Raw genomic sequence first — 22496 nt, 5'->3', positions numbered from 1 at the left:
ATATCTGAGGAGGATTCAGAAATATGGATTTTAAGCAACATATCGCAATTGTACCAGATTATCCAAAAGAAGGAATTGTATTTAAAGATATTACACCTTTAATGAACAATGGGAAAGCATATAAAGCGGCAACAGATGAAATCGTTGCTTATGCAAAAGAAAGAAATATTGATCTTGTAGTAGGCCCAGAAGCGCGTGGGTTTATTATTGGTTGCCCAGTTTCTTATGCGTTAGAAGTAGGATTTGCGCCTGTTCGTAAATTAGGGAAATTACCACGAGAAATCATTAAAGTTGATTACGGTAAAGAGTATGGTAAAGATGTTCTAACAATTCATAAAGATGCTATTAAGCCAGGTCAACGAGTATTAATTACAGATGATTTATTAGCTACAGGCGGAACAATTGAAGCAACGATTCAACTTGTTGAAGAACTTGGTGGAATTGTAGCTGGTATTGCATTTTTAGTAGAGCTTACTTATTTAGAAGGTCGTGAAAAATTAGAAGGTTACGATGTATTAGTATTAGAAAAATACTAATGATAAGATAGGTGAAGTTACGGCGATAAAAAGTACCCGTGAATCTCTTGGAGAGGAGCGGGTACTTTTGTATAATTGTATAAAAAAGTATGGCGAAATATCAGTAAAATCTTTTCCTTTTCACAATTCACAATCATTAGGTTATAATGATAGAATAAAATTTATTCTACTGACAAGGGAAAGACAATTTTCAATAAAAGGTGATTCGATGGCAAATGAGCAAGTACTAACAGCCGAACAGGTACTCGAAAAAGCGGGACAATATTTAGCGGACGATGATATAGAACTGGTGGCGCGTGCCTATGAATATGCACGTGATGCACATAGCGAACAGTATAGAAAATCGGGCGAACCATATATTATTCATCCGATTCAAGTTGCAGGTATTTTAGTTGATTTACACATGGATCCCTCTACAGTATCAGCTGGATTTTTACATGATGTAGTAGAAGATACAGAAGTTACATTAGAGGATATTGAACGGGAATTTAGTAAAGAAATTGCAATGCTTGTTGATGGTGTTACAAAACTTGGGAAAATTAAATATAAGTCTCATGAACAGCAACAGGCAGAGAACCATCGCAAAATGTTTATTGCAATGGCGCAAGATATTCGTGTCATTTTAATTAAATTAGCTGACCGGCTTCATAATATGCGTACGCTTAAGCATTTGCCTCAAGAAAAGCAGCGTCGCATTGCAAATGAAACGTTAGAAATTTTTGCACCTTTAGCACATAGGCTCGGAATCAATACGATTAAATGGGAGCTTGAAGATACATCACTTCGTTATTTAAATCCACAACAATATTATCGTATTGTGAATTTGATGAAGCGAAAACGCGCGGAACGTGAAGAATATTTAGATGAGGTTATGACAAGTATTCAAGAGAAATTAAATGAGGTTTCTATTCATCCAGATATTTCAGGAAGACCGAAACATATTTATAGCATTTATCGTAAAATGGCACTTCAAAATAAACAGTTTAATGAAATTTATGATTTGTTAGCTGTGCGTGTTGTTGTCAATAGTATTAAGGATTGCTATGCGGTATTAGGAATTATTCATACGTGCTGGAAACCGATGCCAGGACGTTTTAAAGATTATATCGCAATGCCAAAAGCAAACCTATATCAATCGTTGCATACAACTGTCATCGGTCCAAAGGGCGATCCACTTGAAGTGCAAATTCGTACGAAGGAAATGCATGAAATTGCTGAATATGGAATTGCGGCACACTGGGCATATAAAGAAGGAAAAGCAGCAGCGACAGGAACGCTTGAGAAAAAATTAACATGGTTTAGACAAATATTAGAATGGCAAAACGAAGCTTCTAATGCGGAAGAGTTTATGGAGTCATTAAAGATTGATTTATTTTCCGATATGGTGTTTGTCTTTACACCAAAAGGTGATGTAATGGAATTGCCAATGGGTTCGGTTCCAATTGATTTTGCATACCGTGTTCATTCAGAAATCGGTAATAAGACCATTGGCGCAAAAGTAAATGGTAAAATGGTCACTCTTGATTATAAGTTAAAAACAGGTGACATTATTGAAATTTTAACCTCTAAACATTCATATGGACCAAGTCAAGATTGGGTAAAACTTGCACAAACTTCTCATGCGAAAAATAAGATTCGTCAATTTTTCAAAAAGCAACGTCGTGAAGAGAATATTGACAAAGGACGCGAACTTGTTGAAAAAGAAGTGCGTAGCTCAGAGTTTGAAATGAAAGAAGTACTCGCACCAGATAATTTAAAACGCGTTGCGGAGAAATTTAATTTTGCTAATGAAGAAGATATGTTTGTAGCGGTAGGATACAACGGGATTACAGCTGCGCAAATTGTAACGCGATTAACGGACAAGTTCCGCAAACAACGTGAAGAAGAGCAAGATATTGTTGAGGTTAAAGAAGTTCGTAAACCAATGAAAATTCGAAAATGGGACTCTGGTGTAAAAGTAAGTGGTGCAGATAATTTATTAATTCGTTTATCAAAATGTTGTAACCCAGTTCCCGGTGACGATATTATCGGATATATTACGAAAGGCCGCGGTGTCTCTATTCATCGTCGTGACTGCGTGAATGTGCACACGGAAGAAGCGAAAGAGCGTTTATTAGAGGTCGAGTGGGAAGGTAGCCCTGAAAAAGAAATTGAGTATAATGTTGATATTGAAATTTCTGGTTACGATCGTCGCGGCTTGTTAAATGAGGTGCTACAAGCTGTTACAGAGACGAAAACTTACATTTCGGCTGTTTCGGGTCGAAGTGACCGCAATAAAATGGCAACCATTAACATGTCGATTTCCATTCGTAACTTACAACATTTGAAAAAGGTAGTAGAGCGTATTAAACAAGTTCCAGAAATTTATGCAGTACGCCGTATGATGCATTAATAGGGAGTGTATAACATATGAGAGTTGTCTTACAGCGATCAAAGGAAGCGTCCGTCACAGTAGATGGTGAGATTGTGGGACAAATTCCGTTTGGCTTAACATTACTAGTTGGCATTACGCATGAAGATACAGAACAAGATGCAGCTTACATTGCTGAAAAAATTGCGAACTTACGTATTTTTGAAGATGAGAACGGCAAAATGAACCATTCTATACTCGATGTAAAAGGACAAGTTTTATCCATCTCGCAATTTACATTATACGGGGATTGTCGTAAAGGAAGACGCCCAAACTTTATGAATGCTGCGAAACCTGACTATGCAGAGCGCTTATACGATTTCTTTAACGAAGAAATTCGTAAACAAGGGCTGCACGTAGAAACAGGTAAATTCGGAGCAATGATGGACGTTTCTTTAGTAAACGATGGTCCGGTGACCTTAATTGTAGAAAGTAAATAGTGTTTTGGAAGAAGAGAGGAGTATGTGAGCCTCTCTTTTTTTATAATTTCTTTTAATGGTATATTTTTCTAATTATTGTTATGATATTTGTGAAAATACATAATATATTTTGGGGGATTATGGGAGGAGAATTTGATGGAAACGTTTGTACTTGTTCATGGTGCATGGGATGGTAGTTATGTCTGGGGGAAAGTGGCTGCACTTTTAAGGAAAGATGGCCATCGTGTATATACTCCTACATTAACGGGGCTTGGAGAACGAACACATCTTATGCAACCTAGTATCGGATTAAATACATATATTCAAGATATTGTTAATGTCATTCGATACGAGGAGTTAAAAGACGTAATTTTAGTGGGGCATAGTTATTCTGGTATGGTGATTACAGGTGTGGCGGAAGTAATTCCAGAATTTATTAAGAAAATGGTATATGTGGATGCAATGATTCCGGACGACGGTGATTCTGTCATGGACATTTCTGGATCAAAAATGGCTGCACACTTTATAGAAGAAGTAAAAGCATACGGGGAAGGATGGCGTGTTCTACCTAGAAATACATTCGATGAAAGAAAATCAGCTATGTCATTGTTGGCTTTTACACAAGCTGTTGAAATAAAAAATCCTATTGTTCAACATATACCGCATATATACGTAGAAATACAGGATCATCCAGAGTATTGGCCAATGACACCTATCTTCTTAGCGTCAGCAAAAAAAGCAAGAGATAGAAAATGGAATGTTTTTTCCATTGAATCTGGTGGACATTGGATAATGGAAACAAATCCAGAGGCATTAGTCCATATATTGAATAAGTGTGTAGAATGAGTTTACTTTCTATGGTAGAAGGGAAAGCAAAAGTAGGAGATAGATTTGGGTACTGCCAGTATTTAATATCGCCCTATATTTCATGATGAAGTTATGTATTCTTGGAGTTGTAGGAGATTGGGGATTTCGAGCAGAAGAAATACTGGCTATCATTATTGTTGTGAATCGAACGCTAATGTTTGTTTGGAAGCAATAAATTAATGATATAGTATAATGTAAGCAATAGTAAAAATATTCGAATATATGTGTGGTCAGGGGGAGAAAGTGTATGAATTGGTCTATATTCAAAGATTCTAAATTTTTCTTGTGGTTCAGCTTGGCTCTTTTTTTACATGCAGTAGGAGTTACTCTCGTAGCCTTAAGTTACAGTACTTGGGTAATATTTGTAATAGCAGCAAGTGTTGTAACATTTTTTATGTTTCAAAGAGCAGATTACTTATATAAAAGTGACATGGAATAACGTGATTCCTTTATACGTATAACCATCCAATCAATATGGAACAATAAAACATAAATACATCCATATTGAATGTGAGGGATACATATATGCGTATGAATGAAAAGGGACATTCTGTTACAAATGGTGCAAATCAATTATTTAATGTGAGTTTCCATGATTTTATTTCAAAAGAACAAACGAATACTGGGATGGAGCTTGCTTCTGAGTTTGGGATTTCCCTTCAAGATGTAAGACGTTTAAAGAAGCAATTGGAACGTTCCTAGAGCACTTGACAATCGTTCTTAACAAACGTATAGTAATTTTATATTTACATATGGACAGAACCGTTGATCGAGAAGAGTAAATGAGATACACATGGAAAGAGAGGAAATGTCTTAGGCTGAAAGCATTTCTACATGATGACTTATTGAATGACACTCTGGAGGTTTTAGCTTGAAAGGCGTATGCTTAGTAGAGTTGAACGCAAACTTTAAGCGTTATTAAAAAAAGTGGAAGCATACGTTGCTTCAATTAGGGTGGCACCACGGGTATTATACTCTCGTCCCTACTGGATAATCAGTAGAGTCGAGAGTTTTTTTATTTTTATTAAGATTAAAATAATTTGAGGAGGAACTGAATATGTCTATTCAAATCCCACGCGGAACGCAAGATATTCTTCCAGGTAGTGTAGAATTATGGCAATATATCGAAGGACAAGCGCGCGAAATTTGCCGTCGTTACAATTATAAAGAAATTCGTACACCAATTTTTGAACATACAGAGCTGTTTTTACGCGGCGTTGGTGATACAACAGATATTGTTCAAAAAGAAATGTACACATTCCAAGATCGCGGAGACCGCAGTTTAACACTTCGTCCAGAAGGTACTGCACCTGTTGTGCGTTCTTATGTTGAAAATAAAATGTTCGGTGATGCAACACAGCCAACGAAATTATACTATATCGGTCAAATGTTCCGTTATGAAAGACCGCAAGCAGGTCGTTATCGTCAATTCGTCCAATTCGGTATTGAAGCAATCGGTAGTAACGATCCTGCAATTGATGCCGAAGTAATTGCACTTGCGGTAGAATTTTACCGCGGTATGGGTTTAAAAAATATTAAAGTTGTATTAAATAGCTTAGGAGATCCAGCGAGCCGTCAAGCGCATCGAGAAGCGTTAATCGCTCACTTTAAACCGCGCATCGGTGAGTTTTGTTCCGATTGCCAATCTCGTTTAGAGAAAAACCCACTTCGTATTTTAGACTGTAAGAGAGATCGTGATCATGAATTAATGAATACAGCACCATCTATTACAGATTATTTAAACGAAGAATCAACGGCATATTATGAAAAGGTTCAAGAGCTATTAACAATGATGGGCGTTCCATTTGAAAAAGATCCAAACTTAGTGCGTGGTTTAGATTATTATCAACACACTGTTTTTGAAATTATGAGTGAAGCGGAAGGATTTGGTGCCATTACAACATTAAGTGGTGGTGGACGTTATAATGGACTTGTTCAAGAAATCGGTGGCCCAGAAATGCCTGGTATCGGTTTTGCGATGAGTATTGAACGTTTAATTATGGCACTAAAAGCTGAAAATATCGAGTTGCCAATTGAAAATACAATTGATTGTTACGTTGTTGCACTTGGTGATAAGGCGAAGGATCATGCTGCAAAAGTTGCTTTTGACCTTCGTAAATCTGGCCTATCAGTTGAAAAAGATTATTTAAATCGTAAAATGAAAGCACAATTTAAATCAGCGGATCGTCTAAATGCGAAATATGTAGCGGTATTAGGTGAAGATGAGCTAGATAAAGGTGTGATTAATTTGAAGGATATGGCGACAGGCGAGCAAGAAGAAGTAGCATTAGATGTATTTGCTTCATATATCGCAGAGAAATTAATATAGGGGGAACTTGTAATGGCTGAAAGAACACATGCATGTGGAAGAGTAACAGTAGAAGCAATTGGACAAACCGTTCAATTAAAAGGTTGGGTACAAAAGCGCCGCGATTTAGGTGGGCTAATCTTTATCGACTTACGTGACCGTACAGGTATTGTACAAGTTGTCTTTAGTCCAGAAACATCAAAAGAAGCGTTAGAAGTAGCAGAAACAATTCGTGGTGAATACGTATTACATGTAGAAGGTACAGTTGTTGCGCGCGGAGCTGGTGCAATTAATGAAAATATGGCAACTGGCCAAATTGAAGTGCAAGCGACGAAAGTAACGGTCTTAAATGCAGCGAAAACAACTCCGATTATTATTGCAGATGATACAGATGCATCAGAAGATGTTCGTTTAAAATATCGTTATTTAGATTTGCGTCGTCCTGTTATGTACAATACATTCAAAATGCGTCACGATGTAACGAAAACAATTCGCAATTTCTTAGATACAGAAGAATTTTTAGAGGTGGAAACACCAATTTTAACAAAGAGTACACCAGAAGGTGCTCGAGACTATTTAGTACCAAGTCGTGTACATGACGGTGAGTTTTATGCATTACCACAATCTCCGCAACTATTTAAACAGCTTCTTATGGTCGGTGGATTTGAGCGCTATTATCAAGTAGCACGTTGTTTCCGTGATGAAGATTTACGTGCGGATCGTCAACCAGAATTTACACAAATCGATATCGAAGCTTCCTTCTTAACGCAAGAAGAAATTTTAGACATGATGGAACGCATGATGACGAAAGTGATGAAGGATGTAAAAGGGGTAGAAATTAGCGTACCATTCCCTCGTATGACATATGCTGATGCGATGGCTCGCTATGGCTCTGATAAACCAGATACACGCTTTGAAATGGAACTAACGGATTTATCTGAATTTGCAGCGGGCTGCGGTTTTAAAGTATTTACAGGTGCTGTAGAAAATGGTGGACAAGTAAAAGCGATTAATGCAAAAGGTGCAGCAAGCAAATATTCTCGTAAAGATATCGATGCATTAACTGAATTTGTAAAAGTATACGGTGCAAAAGGTTTAGCTTGGTTAAAAGTGGAAGAAGATGGCTTAAAAGGACCGATTGCGAAGTTCTTTAATGAGGAAGAAGCAAATGTAATAATGACTACATTAGAAGCTTCTGCGGGCGATTTATTACTATTCGTAGCTGATAAGAAAAGTGTTGTGGCAGATAGCTTAGGTGCACTTCGTTTACGCTTAGGTAAAGAGCTGGAACTAATTGACGAAAATAAATTCAATTTCTTATGGGTAACAGATTGGCCGCTTCTTGAATATGATGAGGAAGCAAATCGTTACTTTGCGGCGCACCATCCATTCACAATGCCGTTCCGTGAAGATGTTGAGCTATTAGAAACAGCGCCTGAAAAAGCGCGTGCACAAGCGTACGACCTTGTATTAAATGGTTATGAACTTGGCGGTGGATCCCTTCGTATTTACGAGCGTGATGTACAAGAAAAAATGTTCAAAGCACTTGGATTCACACAAGAAGAGGCGCGAGAGCAGTTCGGTTTCCTATTAGAAGCGTTTGAATATGGTACACCACCACATGGCGGAATCGCATTAGGTTTAGACCGTCTAGTGATGTTACTTGCTGGTCGTACAAACCTTCGCGATACAATCGCGTTCCCAAAAACAGCAAGTGCAAGCTGCTTATTAACAGATGCGCCAAGCCCGGTTGCTGGAGCGCAGCTGGAAGAGTTACATTTGAAATTGAATGTAAAAGAATAGAAATAAGAATGAAGCTAGATGGGGTATACTAACTCCGTCTAGCTTTTTTAGAGTAAACAAAATTTTGATGGCATTCGCATGTTTGTTAGATGGCCAGTCTATTTCAATATGTATTTTTAAAGATTGTGTAACTTTTTCTATACAAATAGTCGGAAAAACGCTAGAATACTTCATGGTAGACCATTTTTGTAATAGGAGTGTAGAGCTGAATGTTACATCAATTTTCACGAAATGAATTAGCCTTTGGAAAAGAAGGACTTGAAATATTAAAAAATAGTACAGTCGGTATTCTAGGGATTGGCGGCGTAGGGTCATTTGCAGCTGAAGCGTTAGCTCGCTCTGGTGTAGGACGTCTTGTATTAGTAGATAAAGACGTTGTTGATATTACAAACGTAAACCGTCAAATTCATGCATTAGTTTCTACTGTAGGACGTTCAAAGGTAGAACTAATGAAAGAACGCATCGCTGATATTAATCCAGACTGTGAAGTTATCGCATTAGAAATGTTTTATACGGAAGAAACGTATGAAGATTTCTTTCAATATGGATTAGATTTTGTCGTAGATGCTTCCGATACGATTACGTACAAGATTCATTTAATTAAGCAATGTTTACGTCGTAAAATTAAGATAATCTCAAGTATGGGCGCGGCGAATAAAATGGATCCAACTCGTTTCCGTATCGCAGATATTTCAAAAACGCATACGGATCCAATTGCGAAAGTAATTCGTACGAAACTTCGTAAAGAAGGGATTAAAAAAGGTGTGAAAGTTGTATTTTCTGATGAAAATCCAATTGTCATTCGTGAGGATGTACGTAAAGAGATTGTTCCAGATGAAAATGCAAAAATTCGTAAAGCGAAATTACCACCTTCTTCTAACGCATTCGTACCATCTGTAGCAGGGCTAATTATGGCTAGTCACGTTGTACGCGAACGCATCAAAAATATCGAAGTGAAGCGTGTAGGGCAAGATTAAAGAGAAACAAGGCTTTCTTATTTGCGATTAAAAATCATATTTATGATTTTTTTCAGCAAATAAGAAAGCCTCCCCACCTCATAATAAATGGCGGGGAGGCTTTTAGTTTTCGGCCGAACATATAATATCCAAATCTCCATTTTGATCCGTTTTAAAAATAGGGGCGATTTGTTCTGTTTGCTGATCTTTTGAAACGAGATGACGTGCGCGATCCATAATTCTTACAAGCATTGCGTAATCTTTCTCAATCGTTTGTTGTTGCTTTGTTAGAGCAACTAATTTTGTTTCAAGCTCATCATTTATTTTTTGTAAAGAAGTAAGCTTTGTTTGCAATATTTTATTTTCATTTTGTAACTTTGTAAGTGAAGGTTGATGTTGTTCTATATTTTGTAAAAATGAAATGACATCTTGCATTGTAAGTGATTTTAAGTTGCTTGGAATGTCCTCTGAACTTTTGGCATTGATTATAAGTTGCTTTTCTTCTTTTGTTTTGAGATATTTTTCTTTTTCTATTCTAGCTTCCGAACGTTTTAATTCTTTTCTTTGTTTTTTTGCAAGTTGTATGGCCTCTTCATAATTTTGTCGAACTTCTGCATTCCATCTAAATCCGCACGCTGCGGACGTTCGGTTTAACTGATCTCCAACTTCATCAAACGCTTTTAACTGTGTACTTCCGCTACGAATATGTCGTAATACGGTTTCTGCTAACAGGAAATCATCTTCTTTCGTCCATGCATCTTGGCGCGTTTTCATAAGTGAAACCTCCATTATGATGTCGTTTTCGCTTAGATTACCCTTTTAGTTTGCTTTTATACTAGTTTGCATATTTTGCTATTTACTTGTACCTCTTGTAAATAAAATTTGTATTGCGTTTTATATTATTAAACAAATATAAGGATGGTACATGTAATACTTCTGATCATTCATAGATGTATTTTGAACTGTTTTCACTTATATTAATTACTATTTTTATTTGTTTTATATTATGGTGAAGTGTTTTCGATATTTTCCAGGTGTTTTATTAGTGAACTTTTTAAAAACTTTAGTAAAGTAGCTTTGGTCACTAAAATTGAGCCAAGCACAAATGTCGGATAAAGAATAATCCGTTAAAGTTAGTAATTTTTTTGCTTCTTCTACGCGCTCGCGTTGAATATATTCATTTAATGAGATTCCGACTTCTTCTTTGAATAATATAGATAAGTAATTTGGATTCATATTGACCATACGAGCAAGTTGCTTAACAGATATTTTTTGGTAAATATTTTTAAAAATATAGTTTTGACAAGTAGTGATAGCTTTTGAATGGTGCTGCGCTTTATGTTCCTTTACACGATCTGCAAATGTACACAGAGCAACTTTTAGCAATTTATCAATGGTTTTTATATCTTTTGATTTTTCGATATTTTGTATATACATCTCACCAAGTGTACGAGCGATTCCAGAAGGAAGACCACCCTTTATCGCATATTTAGCAACAAGTGTGATGGAAGAAATCCCTTTATTTTTTTGGTATCGCAACTGATTAAGTGAAGACATGGATTTAATTGTTTCTTGTGAATATGCATCATAATATTTGAGACATGATTCTTTATCCCCATCTTTGATAGCCACAAGTAATCGTTGTTCTAATGAAAAATTAAAATTAATAGATTCAGTCATCTTTTTTATTGGAATATATGAATATTTATTGAAGATATTTGTATTTATCTCATCAAGTGAGTTGTTCTTATTTAAAAAGGTATTTGTATCTAATCTCTTTTTATAGATTAAGTTATAACATAGACATGCTATATTCACTAAGAACCATTTATCTTTGACTGGTAATGAAAGAAAGTAGTTCTTTAATTTTTTGGGACTTGTAGAGGAATTCAAATCTTTTAGCATGTTGTCAATTATCTCGTCTGAAAAATGTATATGCGTTGCAGGGCCAATAATAACCGTACCATTAACTATGTAATCGTTCCTTATGTGAATTAAAATGAAATGCTCTAGATATTGAGTGGTTCTGAAGATAGGAACATTATATGGATCACCTTTCTGATAAAGTGTATATAATTCTTCCTCCTTTGAGGTATAGAGAGGGTTAGAAAGATTTTGTGATGTAAATTTACGAAGAATATTTTTGTTAGTATCTAAAAAACAAACTGGGATTTTGAAAGATTGAAAAAATACATTGCAAGTGTATTCTATATCGACTAGATTGATTGATTTAGTCATTTTCTTTTCCTCCTTACAGTTGTATGTACTAGATGCGTAATGACAATTACTTATTTGATCATAAAGCATTGTAAATGTCATTACATGTAACAAAAAGGTATTTTTTAGTGAAAATACCAAACTTCTAAGAATAATACCATAATTTCTCAAAAATAGCACATATTATTTAATAGGTGAGTAACAGCTATTGAAGGTAGCGTAAAAGCTGAGAATTATTATATTTGTTTCATAGTTGTTGATGTTATCTGCCAAGAAAACTATTTAGATTTGAAAAGTATATGATCTTACAAATGGAAAAAAGGGAGAGATGTCAATGGATAATTTTCGAAGGAATGAATTGAGATATAACACAAGGAACAAAGATATATGAGATAGCGTTTGTTTTTACAATAATTCATAAAAAGTGTATGGATATATTTATATAAAAATAAAGATTACTGAGGAATCTGATTTGGGCAGAAAATGTAATAGTAAAAAATAAGAAGAGTAACTGGGGAATTGTAAACATTGGGGATATTGGAACAACTATGTTTTATGTTATCCGTTCAATACTGATACTTGTAGTACCATTGTTAATTTTTCTAAGAAGAATAGCGGTAAATAGATTGAAAAAATGATAGAAGTAGCAAAGGGGAAAAGAGAAATGAAAAAGTTATTGAGTATGATTTTAGTCTTTGTACTAATGTTTTCTACATTGCCTAGCTTATTTGCAAATGCAGCTTCAAAAACAAAAGGCTCTTTAACAATTCATAAGTATGAACAAGAGAAAGACAAAATAGCAGGGGCTGAAGGGGATGGTTCTGCGAAGCAAGATGTGCCGAAAGATGCCAAGCCATTAAAAGGTGTAACGTTTGAGGTGAAACAAGTGGCATCCTTTGAGAAAATTTCGAGTGATGGAAAGATTGTGAAAGAAGCAGTGAAACCTGTAGAGACTGCAACTCCGGTTAAAGTAACAACGAATGAAAAAGGAGAAGCGGTATTAAAAGAGCTTCCATTAGGACGTTATGAAGTGAAAGAAGTAGCAGGGCCTCCGCATGTTAACTTAAACCCAAATACGTATACAGTGGATATTCCGCTGACAAATAAAGATGGAAATGTATTAAACTATGATGTTCATATGTATCCAAAGAATGAAATTAAGCGCGGTGCAGTAGAATTAACGAAGACAGGCGCAGACAATAAAGCGCTAGCACAGGCGGAATTCTCTTTATTTAAAGAGGATGGAACAGAATTTAAAAAGGGCTTAGTAACAGATGAGAATGGTTATATTCGCGTACAAGGCTTAGAGTATGGAAAATACTATTTTCAAGAAACAAAAGCGCCAGAAGGATATATGAATGATCCAACAAAATATAAGTTTTTAATTGCAAACTCTGGAACAATTAATGAAGATGGAACAATTACTTCCGGTGAAGTAGTAAAAGTAGCGGTGAAAAACTATGAAGAGCCAACAATTGACAAAAAGATTAATGGAAACTTAGAAGCTTTACCAATTAACCCACTAACAGATTACAATTATGATATTAAAACATTAATTCCAGAAGATATTAAAGAGTATAAGCAGTACGTTGTAACAGACGTGTTAGACAATCGTTTAGTGATTCAAGGTAAGCCAGTTGTGAAAATCGATGGAAAAGAAGTAGATTCAAATGTTGTAGAAGTAGTTGTGGAAGGTCAAAAAGTGATAGCTACTGTGAAAGACTTTGTAAAGTTACATAAGAAAAAAGAATTTCATTTACAAATTAAATCACAAATAAAAGAAGGTGTAAAAGCTGGGACGGAAATTCTGAATAAAGCGACCATTGGGTTTACGAACAAAAACGATGTGACGGGCGATAAGGAATCTAAACCAGTAATTGTTGTTCCGACAACTGGAACGATTGAGTTAACAAAAATTGATGGGGCTAATAGTAAAAAATTACAAGGTGCTGAGTTTGAATTAAGAGATAACGATGGAAAGGTAGTCATTGTAGAAGGAAGAGAAGTAAAAGGTGTATCAGATAAAAATGGTATCATTATATGGAGTAACCTTCCGTATGGAGACTACCAAATTGTTGAAACGAAAGCACCAACATATACAAAAGAAGATGGTACAACAGGTTCTTATCAATTATTAAAGGAACCAATTGATGTGACTGTTAATGAAAATAAACAATCGATTAAATTAACTGTGGAAAATAATAAAAGCGGCTGGATTCTTCCGGCAACAGGAGGCATGGGCACAGCTATTTTTACTGTACTAGGCCTTATGCTAATGGCTGTGGCAGCATTTGCTTTCTTTAGAAAAAAATCTGCGAATAATTAAGTTTTTAGAGAGGTTTGACCACGTAATGTAAAAAGAGGAGAAGCGATTTGCTTTCCTCTTTTCGACATTTCAGTACGTATAGAGGGGAGAACTATGAAGCGAAATATTGTTTTTGGAGTTTTTGTATTAGGCCTTAGCATTTTCCTATATCCTACTATCAGTAATTGGTTGGCGACGAGGGCACATTATTCTGAGATTAACTCTTATGATAAGAAAATAAAATCATTGCAAAAGAAAGAAATTGAACGTAGGAAAATGGAAGCAGCTGAGTATAACAAACAAGTTCAAAACTCTACGCAAACATTCTCAGATCCGTTTGCTGAAGAACAAAAAAGTAATCAAAAATCGTACGTAGATGCTTTAAATTTGGGCGATGTAATGGGATATATTGAAATACCTAAAATCGATGAAAAATTGCCAATCTATCAAGGAACTTCTGAGGAAGTATTAAGCCGTGGGGTAGGTCATTTAGATAGATCTTCGCTCCCAGTAGGTGGGAAAAGTACGCACACTGTTTTAACGGGGCATCGTGGTTTACCGTCTGCAAAGTTATTTACAGATTTAGATAAGTTAGTTGAAGGAGATCTTTTCTATATTCATTCCTTAAATAATATTCTTGCTTATGAAGTAGATCAAATAAAAGTAGTGTTACCACATGAAACGGATGATTTACTAATTGCAGAAAATCAAGATTATACAACGTTAGTTACATGTACGCCGTATGGATCAAATACACATAGATTGCTTATTCGAGGTGAGCGTGTAGAGTATAGTCAAAAAGAAAAAGAGCGACAAGAAATGAGTAATGGGAAATGGTTCGATAAGTGGATAATCATTGTTCCAATCATACTGTTATGTACATTTCTATTCGCAATTTATAAGAGAAGAATAAGTAGATAAAACATAATCTTGTCTATATGCTCAATTTACAAAATTTTAAAAAAGAATAACGTGAAGGTGGAGACAGGGAAATTGAGACCACAATTGAAGAAGATAAGTATTCATTTTATGGTTTTTTTACTTACATGTGTGAATCTTGTAATATATTTACCGAAAGAAGTACATGCATCTACAGTAGAATTAAAAGGGTTAGGTAATATCTCTCATTATAATGCAGTCGTTTTTGGTAATCATAGTGCGATAGGTGGAGATATTGAGGGAGCGATAGCAATTCAAGGTGATATGGATGCGTCAGGTTATACCGTTGTAGGTGCTGCAACTGGAGGGGGTAACATAGTTGGTGAAAGATGGATTGACGAAGGATATCCATCCTTGTTATTGTCAGGGAAAATGAAAAAATCTAGAGGAGAATCTTTTATAGTTCAACACGGAATCGTTGTAATGACAAAAGAGGCTGATTTAAATAACATATTACAATCTTATAATCGTATTGTTTATAAAGAAAAATCAGAAATTGATGCGAAATTTAATGAGTTTCGTAATATAGTTGATCAGGTCAATAGGGACGCAAGTCAATACAAAACAAATAACCCGGTACCAAAAATGAGTTATGGTATTGGGGAAGATATGAAGAATCCAAATATATATGTTTCATCAGAAATGACAGGGAAATCAAGTTTAGAGGTGAGAGATGTATATTTACCGAATGCTGATAATAAAGATTTTATTGTTATGTATTCTGATGCAACAGAGATTGCTTTTAAAAACGGGTCAATATTGTATGATACAAACAATGTTGGGACAGCTACCGATGTAGTACAGACTTCACAACCTTATAATCCTCATTCACCGTTTAATAAGCTGTATGAGAAAGTTATTTGGGCATTTCCTAATGCCAAAAAGATTACAACAGATGGTTATGGTGTTGTCGGAAGTGTATTTGCTCCAAATGCAGTGCTAGAAGCGAAAGGTGGTTCCATCAATGGACAAATATTTGTGGGTGAACTACATCAAAGAGGTGGGTTTGAAGGGCATAACTTTCAATTAAACTGGAAGAACTGGAACAAGCATGGCACAGGAAAAGTGAAAATAAAGAAAGTCGATACGAAAAATATCGATAAGAGATTGGCGGGAGCAAAGTTTAATATTGTAGATGGGAACGAAAAAGTAGTAGAAAAATTAGAGACGGATGAAAAAGGAGAAGCAATATCAAAAGATTTACCGATAGGTGAATACAAAATTGTTGAAACAGAAGCGCCAGCGGGCTATGAATTATTAAAAGATAAAGTAACGGTAACAGTAAAGCAAAAAGAGACAGTAGAAATGATGGTGAAAAATAAAAAAGCTCCTGATTCAGTAGGTAGAGTGAAACTGAAGAAAGTCGATACGGACAATGTAGATAAAACATTGGCAGGAGCGAAGTTTAATCTTGTAGACGGGAACGAAAAAGTAGTAGAAAAATTAGAGACGGATGAAAAAGGGGAAGCAATATCAAAAGATTTACCGATAGGTGAATACAAAATCGTTGAAATAGAAGCACCATCGGGCTACGAATTATCAAAAGATAAAGTAATAGTAACAGTAAAACAAAAAGAGACAGTAGAAATGGTGGTGAAAAATAAAAAAGCCCCCGATCCGGTAGGTAGAGTGAAACTGAAGAAAGTCGATACGGACAATGTAGATAAAACATTGGCAGGAGCGAAGTTTAATCTTGTAGACGGGAACGAAAAAGTAGTAGAAAAATTAGAGACGGATGAAAAAGGGGAAGCAATATCAAAAGATTTACCGATAGGTGAATACAAAATCGTTGAAATAGAAGCACCAGTGGGCTACGAATTATCAAAAGATAAAGTAATAGTAACAGTAAAACAAAAAGAGACAGTAGAAATGATAGTGAAAAATAAAAAAGCCCCTGATTCAGTAGGACAGATTGAGATTGAGAAAGTGGATGCCGAGGATTCAAGTATGAAATTAAAAGGGGCTATGTTTCAAATTTTAAATAAAGACGGGATAGAAGTTGGTATATTAACGACAGATGAAAAAGGTAAGGCTATTTCTAAACAATTGGCACTTGGAAAATATATGATTAAAGAAATAAAAGCACCGGACGGTTACATGTTGCTTAGGGATTCGATTGAGATAGAAGTTACAGAAACGGAAGGAACACAAAAAATAACAGTAGAAAATACGAAGGATGATTGGACAATTCCCAATACTGGCGGTACTGGGACGACAATATTTTATACGAGCGGTGTTATGTTGATGTTTGTAATGTTATTTTTATTGTTCCGTAAGAGAAATCATAAATAAAAATATGGACAAATGAAAGGGTTCAGCTTTAATAGATTTATAAGGATGAGATTTGAAAAGAGGAGGAGCAAATTAATTCCTTCTCTTTTCGTTGTTTTTACTGTCCGTAATAGCCTTCACTTTATATTTCTTGCTTCAATTGGAAGCTACAAGCAGTGGAGGTTTTGAGTAGCTTGTTTGTTGTTTCGTCAAATGTTTTTAACGGTGCTATGCAAAATACCGTCAATCGGTTCCTGCTAACAGGAAATCATTTTCTTTCGTCCATGCATCTTGGCGCGTTTTCATAAGCGAAACCTCCATTATGATGTCGTTTTCGCTTAGATTACCCTTTAGACTTTGTTTTATGCGAATTCTGTAATCTTTCATAAACAGTCGAGAGTGCCTGTTCGAATTTTCCTGTTGTTTTTGGTCGATAGTACTGCTTATTTTTTATTTTGTCAGGTAAGTATTGTTGCTCAATCCATCCGTTTGGATAATCATGCGGATATAAATAACCGATACCTCTTCCTAAAGATTCAGCTCCTTTATAGTGACTATCTTTTAAGTGGTTTGGAATATCACCAGTTTGTCCATTTCGTAAATCGTGGAGTGCTGCATCAAGCGCTTTATAAGCTGAGTTTGATTTTGGTGATAAGCAAAGTTCAATAACAGCATTAGCAAGTGGAATGCGGGCTTCTGGAAATCCAACTCGTTCCGCCGATTCAATGGCCGCCAAAGTTCGAGGGCCAGCTTGCGGGCTAGCAAGTCCAATATCCTCATATGCCATAATAAGAAGTCTTCTGCAAATGCTTTGTAAATCGCCTGCTTCAATTAGACGAGCTAAGTAATGAAGGGCGGCATTGACATCACTTCCGCGCACTGATTTTTGAAAAGCTGATAAGACGTCATAATGAGCGTCTCCATCTTTATCGTGAACAAAGCTTTTTTTCTGTAAACATTCTTCTGCAATCTCTAATGTAATTTCGCCTGCTTGCTCATCTGTTGCAAAGCTTGATAAAACAGCAAGTTCAAGTGCATTATAGGCCGAGCGCATATCTCCGCCAGAAGCGCTTGCAAAGTGGCGGATTGCTTCATCTGTAACTGTTACATGATATTCTCCGAGCCCTTTTTCTTTATCAGCTAGTGCCCGTTTTAATCCGGTTAAAATATCATCTTCTGTCAGTGCATGTAGTTCAAAGATTTGACAGCGGCTTCGAATCGCTGAGTTAATGGCGTGAAATGGATTGCTCGTTGTGGCGCCGATTAAAGTAAGGAGCCCGCTTTCTAAATGCGGTAAGAGAAAGTCTTGTTTCGCCTTATCTAGACGGTGTACCTCATCTAAAATTAACACAAGGTGGCGGTGCATTTTTGCTTCTTGTACGACAACTTCCATATCTTTTTTGTTGTGTGTTACCGCGTTTAATAGACGAAATGGTGTCCCGGTACTACCAGCAATAGCACTAGCAATCGATGTTTTTCCTGTGCCAGGAGGACCGTATAAAATCATCGACTGAAAATGGTTGGCTTGAACCATTCGCCATAAAATTTTCCCTTCACCAACTAAATGTTGTTGCCCGATAATTTCTGAAATATTTGTTGGGCGCATTCGGTGTGCGAGTGGTTGTTTCATTGTATCCGTCTCCCTTAAGTTATATAGAATGTAAGTCTATGTTATCATTTTTTTGACTGGAAATTAAAATAGACGTGAGCTTGAAAGAAGGATATAGGTAAATAGTTTTATTTTTCCCTCAATTGTAATGATTTCTGAGTTTTTCAATGTGATTTTATGCTATCATGTTGAATACACAAGTTGAAATTTCTTATAATACTATATTATGCTATAATTTCATAGGATTTTAAATTGTGTTCTTTTGATAAATAAGCGATAACCAAATAGAAGTGACATTTTGAAAAGAGGTGCGAAATAGATGAAAATTTCAACAAAAGGCCGCTATGGTTTAACGATTATGATCGATCTTGCGAAAAAGTTTGGTGAAGGACCGATTTCATTAAAATCAATTGCTAAAGCGCACGATTTATCTGAGCATTATTTAGAGCAATTAATTTCCCCGCTTCGCAATGCTCGTCTTGTAAAAAGTACGCGCGGGGCATATGGTGGTTATGTATTGTCTGATCAACCAGCTAATATAACGGCAGGCGATGTAATTCGTGTGTTGGAAGGGCCAATTAGCGTCGTTGAGATGCTAGAGGAGGAAGAGCCCGCACAGCGTCAACTATGGATGCGTGTTCGTGATGCAGTACAAGAAGTATTAGATAGTACAACATTGGAAGATTTAGTACGCTATGAGGAAGAAAATAATGGGGGTTATATGTTTTACATTTAATTCCTTGTGAAACGATTTGGAAAGAAGGAGATTGAATGGAACGCATTTACTTAGATCATGCAGCAACATCTAAAGTTCATCCAGAAGTGGTCGAAAAGATGATTCCATATATGACGGAAATGTTTGGAAACCCCTCTAGTATTCATTTTTATGGACGACAAGCCCGCCATGCTGTAGATGAAGCAAGACGCACTTGTGCGCGCAGCATTAATGCCAATCCAAATGAAATTATTTTTACAAGCGGCGGTACAGAGGCTGACAATTTAGCGCTTTTAGGTGTAACGCGTGCAAATCGTCATAAAGGGAACCATATTATTACGACAAAGATTGAACATCACGCTATTTTGCATACATGTGAGGTGCTAGAGCGCGAGGGATTTGAAGTGACATATTTGCCCGTTGATGAAACAGGGCGCGTGCAAATGGATGATGTGAAGGCGGCGTTAACGGATCAAACGATTCTTGTATCTGTTATGTTTGGAAATAATGAAGTGGGAACCGTTCAACCAATTGCAGAAATTGGAGAACTTTTAAAAGAACATCAAGCTTATTTCCATACAGATGCTGTACAAGCCTATGGTTTAATGAAGATTGACGTACAAGAACTGGGAATTGATTTATTATCCATTTCTGCTCATAAGATTAATGGTCCAAAAGGTGTCGGTTTTTTATATGCGAACGCACAAGTGAAATTTGAACCTTTATTAACAGGTGGAGAACAAGAGCGAAAGCGCCGGGCTGGTACGGAAAATGTGCCAAGTATTGTCGGGCTTGGGCATGCTATTTCACTTGCGGAGGAAACGCGTGAGCAAAAAAGTGCCCACTATGAAGAATTTAAAGATATAATGATAGCTGTCTTTCAAAAAGAAGACATTACTTTTGAGGTAAACGGAAATGTAGAATATCGCTTGCCGCATGTGTTGAATGTAAGTTTCACAGGGATGAATATTGAACCGTTTCTTGTGAACTTAGATTTAGCTGGTATTGCAGTATCAAGTGGTTCTGCTTGTACAGCTGGTTCGATTGATCCATCACACGTATTAGTGGCGATGTTTGGAAAAGATTCCGATAAAATACGTTCATCCGTACGCTTTAGTTTTGGGCTTGGGAATACGAAAGAACAAGTAGAAAAAGCGGCGTACGAAACAGTGAAAATCGTGAAGCGATTCTCGCAAAACTAGCATGGGAGGTGACATGATGAACAAACTACCTCACGAAACGCGCGTTGTCATCGGGATGTCTGGTGGCGTCGATTCATCTGTAGCTGCGCTTTTACTAAAAGAGCAAGGATATGATGTAATCGGAATTTTTATGAAGAACTGGGATGATACAGACGAAAATGGTGTCTGTACAGCAACAGAAGATTACAATGATGTTATTGAAGTTTGTAATCAAATCGGTATCCCGTATTATGCAGTAAACTTTGAAAAGCAATATTGGGATAAAGTATTTACGTACTTTTTAGATGAGTACCGAGCTGGTCGTACTCCGAATCCAGATGTAATGTGCAACAAGGAAATTAAATTTAAAGCCTTTTTAGAGCATGCGATGGCGCTTGGTGCAGACTATGTCGCAACAGGACATTATGCACGTGTAGCTTATATGGATGGCGAATATAAAATGTTGCGCGGTGTAGATGATAATAAAGATCAAACGTATTTCTTAAATCAGTTAGGTCAAGAACAATTATCTAAAACGATGTTTCCATTAGGTGAATTAAAGAAACCGCAAATTCGTGAAATGGCGAAAGAAGCCGGTTTAGCAACAGCTACGAAAAAAGATAGTACAGGTATTTGCTTTATCGGTGAGCGCAACTTTAAAGATTTCTTAAGCAACTACTTACCTGCTCAACCAGGTGTGATGCAAACATTATCTGGTGAAGTAAAAGGGAAACATGATGGTCTGATGTACTATACAATCGGGCAACGTCATGGCCTTGGTATTGGTGGTAATGGTGACCCGTGGTTTGTTGTTGGGAAAAACTTGAAAGAGAATATCTTATATGTTGATCAAGGGTTCCATAATGAACTTTTATACGGCGATGAAGTCATTGCGACAAATGTAAACTGGGTAAGCGATAGAGCGAAAGAAAAAGAATTTAAGTGCACAGCAAAATTCCGTTATCGTCAAGAAGATAACGGTGTAACGGTTCAAATCGTAGATGAAAATACAATCCGTATTCTTTGTGATGAACCAATTCGGGCGATTACACCAGGACAAGCGGTCGTTTTCTATGATGGAGATGAATGCTTAGGCGGTGCAACAATTGATGAAGTATACCGAAGTGGTGAACAGTTAGACTACCTAGGATAAAACGGAGAAACCTCTGCCGATTAGCGGTCAGGGGTTTCTTTTTTAAAGAGCGAATTTTTGTTCGCTTACAAAATAGAATCTTTGTTATAATTTGTTGTAGAGGTGAAGAACATGTCAAATAAGCTTGAAATAGGCATTCGATATATGCAAGAAGGAAATTGGGAAGAAGCAGCCAAAAACTTTACAGAGGCAATTGAAGAAAATCCAAAAGATGCTCTAGGATATATTAACTTTGCCAATTTACTAGATGTGTTAGGCGATAGCGAGCGTGCAATTTTATTTTATAAACGTGCATTAGAGTTAGATGAAAAATCAGCTACTGCCTATTATGGACTTGGGAACATATATTATAGTCGAGAGCAATTCCAAGAAGCAAAAGCAATGTTTGAACAGGCAATGCAAGGTGGTTTGCAATCAGCTGATATCGTATTTATGCTTGGGATTACACATGTGCAGCTTGGAAATGATCGCCTTGCGTTGCCATTTCTACAAAGAGCTGCGGAATTGGATGAAATGGATGTCGAGGCAGCATTTCAATGCGGATTATGCCTTGCGCGATTAGAGCATGTTAAAGAGGCGAAACCGTATTTTGAAAAGGTATTACAAATGGATAAAGAACATGCTGATGCGTATTATAATTTAGGTGTTGCTTACGTGTTTGAAGAGAATAAGGAAAAGGCGCTTGCTTTATTTAAAAAAGCAACGAAAATCCAGCCAGATCACTTTTTAGCTGGGAATGGTATTCGTTTGTTAGAACAAGAAAGTAAATAAAAACAGCATTAATGAGCAGTTCCCCTCCATCTAAAG

19 protein-coding genes and 1 other annotated feature are annotated in these 22496 nt (G+C 36.4%); of the genes, 16 read left to right on the top strand and 3 right to left on the bottom strand.

Going from position 1 to position 22496, the window contains the following annotated elements; translation table 11 throughout:
• Positions 1-23 precede the first annotated feature (23 nt).
• From BCER98_RS15765 to BCER98_RS15720, 9 genes are all read left to right on the top strand, one after another.
• A complete protein-coding gene (locus tag BCER98_RS15765; RefSeq protein WP_012095585.1) occupies positions 24-536 on the top strand; it encodes an adenine phosphoribosyltransferase in 513 nt (170 codons plus the stop codon).
• Positions 537-744: 208 nt separating this feature from the next.
• Positions 745-2928, top strand: a complete 2184-nt coding sequence (gene relA, locus BCER98_RS15760) for a GTP diphosphokinase (RefSeq protein ID WP_012095584.1) — start codon at positions 745-747, stop codon at positions 2926-2928.
• Between the two features lie 17 nt (positions 2929-2945).
• Entirely contained in the window at positions 2946-3386 is a 441-nt protein-coding gene (gene dtd, locus BCER98_RS15755) for a D-aminoacyl-tRNA deacylase (RefSeq protein ID WP_012095583.1), read from the top strand.
• A gap of 135 nt (positions 3387-3521) precedes the next feature.
• A complete protein-coding gene (locus tag BCER98_RS15750) occupies positions 3522-4211 on the top strand; it encodes an alpha/beta fold hydrolase (protein WP_012095582.1) in 690 nt (229 codons plus the stop codon).
• A 268-nt stretch (positions 4212-4479) separates the two neighbouring features.
• Positions 4480-4671: a hypothetical protein gene (locus BCER98_RS15745; RefSeq protein WP_041810042.1), complete on the top strand. Its 192-nt coding sequence runs from the start codon at positions 4480-4482 to the stop codon at positions 4669-4671.
• A gap of 86 nt (positions 4672-4757) precedes the next feature.
• The gene (locus BCER98_RS22645) at positions 4758-4934 is read left to right on the top strand and encodes a hypothetical protein (RefSeq protein WP_012095581.1); all 177 of its coding nucleotides are present in this window, start codon (positions 4758-4760) and stop codon (positions 4932-4934) included.
• A 54-nt stretch (positions 4935-4988) separates the two neighbouring features.
• Positions 4989-5220: a binding site (T-box leader), on the top strand.
• Between the two features lie 69 nt (positions 5221-5289).
• Entirely contained in the window at positions 5290-6561 is a 1272-nt protein-coding gene (hisS, locus tag BCER98_RS15735; RefSeq protein WP_012095580.1) for a histidine--tRNA ligase, read from the top strand.
• Positions 6562-6573: 12 nt separating this feature from the next.
• A complete protein-coding gene (gene aspS, locus BCER98_RS15730; protein WP_012095579.1) occupies positions 6574-8343 on the top strand; it encodes an aspartate--tRNA ligase in 1770 nt (589 codons plus the stop codon).
• Between the two features lie 209 nt (positions 8344-8552).
• The gene (locus tag BCER98_RS15720) at positions 8553-9320 is read left to right on the top strand and encodes a tRNA threonylcarbamoyladenosine dehydratase (RefSeq protein ID WP_012095578.1); all 768 of its coding nucleotides are present in this window, start codon (positions 8553-8555) and stop codon (positions 9318-9320) included.
• Positions 9321-9422: 102 nt separating this feature from the next.
• On the opposite strand, the gene BCER98_RS15715 is transcribed toward BCER98_RS15720, so the two are convergent.
• A complete protein-coding gene (locus tag BCER98_RS15715; RefSeq protein WP_012095577.1) occupies positions 9423-10073 on the bottom strand; it encodes an RsfA family transcriptional regulator in 651 nt (216 codons plus the stop codon).
• A gap of 225 nt (positions 10074-10298) precedes the next feature.
• Complete coding sequence (locus BCER98_RS15710) at positions 10299-11537, bottom strand: AraC family transcriptional regulator (protein ID WP_012095576.1); 1239 nt, start codon at positions 11535-11537, stop codon at positions 10299-10301.
• A gap of 643 nt (positions 11538-12180) precedes the next feature.
• On the opposite strand from BCER98_RS15710, the gene BCER98_RS15705 reads away from it, so the two are divergent.
• From BCER98_RS15705 to BCER98_RS15695, 3 genes are all read left to right on the top strand, one after another.
• Positions 12181-13842, top strand: coding sequence for a SpaA isopeptide-forming pilin-related protein (locus tag BCER98_RS15705; RefSeq protein WP_148206134.1), 1662 nt, complete (start codon positions 12181-12183; stop codon positions 13840-13842).
• A gap of 93 nt (positions 13843-13935) precedes the next feature.
• Positions 13936-14742, top strand: coding sequence for a class C sortase (locus BCER98_RS15700; RefSeq protein ID WP_012095574.1), 807 nt, complete (start codon positions 13936-13938; stop codon positions 14740-14742).
• A gap of 72 nt (positions 14743-14814) precedes the next feature.
• Positions 14815-17052: a SpaA isopeptide-forming pilin-related protein gene (locus BCER98_RS15695; protein ID WP_012095573.1), complete on the top strand. Its 2238-nt coding sequence runs from the start codon at positions 14815-14817 to the stop codon at positions 17050-17052.
• 322 nt (positions 17053-17374) lie between these two features.
• Here BCER98_RS15695 and BCER98_RS15690 read toward each other — a convergent pair whose 3' ends face one another.
• Positions 17375-18661 (bottom strand): replication-associated recombination protein A, encoded by a 1287-nt coding sequence (locus tag BCER98_RS15690; protein ID WP_012095572.1) that lies wholly within the window; start codon positions 18659-18661, stop codon positions 17375-17377.
• Between the two features lie 298 nt (positions 18662-18959).
• Here BCER98_RS15690 and cymR point away from each other — a divergent pair, with 298 nt between their 5' ends.
• The 4 genes from cymR to BCER98_RS15670 all read left to right on the top strand — a co-directional run bounded on the left by cymR (position 18960) and on the right by BCER98_RS15670 (position 22460).
• A complete protein-coding gene (cymR, locus tag BCER98_RS15685; protein ID WP_012095571.1) occupies positions 18960-19376 on the top strand; it encodes a cysteine metabolism transcriptional regulator CymR in 417 nt (138 codons plus the stop codon).
• Positions 19377-19411: 35 nt separating this feature from the next.
• Entirely contained in the window at positions 19412-20557 is a 1146-nt protein-coding gene (locus BCER98_RS15680) for a cysteine desulfurase family protein (protein ID WP_012095570.1), read from the top strand.
• 16 nt (positions 20558-20573) lie between these two features.
• Entirely contained in the window at positions 20574-21689 is a 1116-nt protein-coding gene (mnmA, locus tag BCER98_RS15675; protein ID WP_012095569.1) for a tRNA 2-thiouridine(34) synthase MnmA, read from the top strand.
• Between the two features lie 111 nt (positions 21690-21800).
• Entirely contained in the window at positions 21801-22460 is a 660-nt protein-coding gene (locus BCER98_RS15670) for a tetratricopeptide repeat protein (protein WP_012095568.1), read from the top strand.
• Positions 22461-22496 lie beyond the last annotated feature (36 nt).

Origin of the sequence: Bacillus cytotoxicus NVH 391-98, assembly GCF_000017425.1 — a bacterium.
Taxonomy (GTDB): domain Bacteria; phylum Bacillota; class Bacilli; order Bacillales; family Bacillaceae_G; genus Bacillus_A; species Bacillus_A cytotoxicus.
The sequence above is the reverse complement of the archived record's forward strand: the minus strand, read 5'-3'. Positions and strand labels throughout refer to the sequence as shown.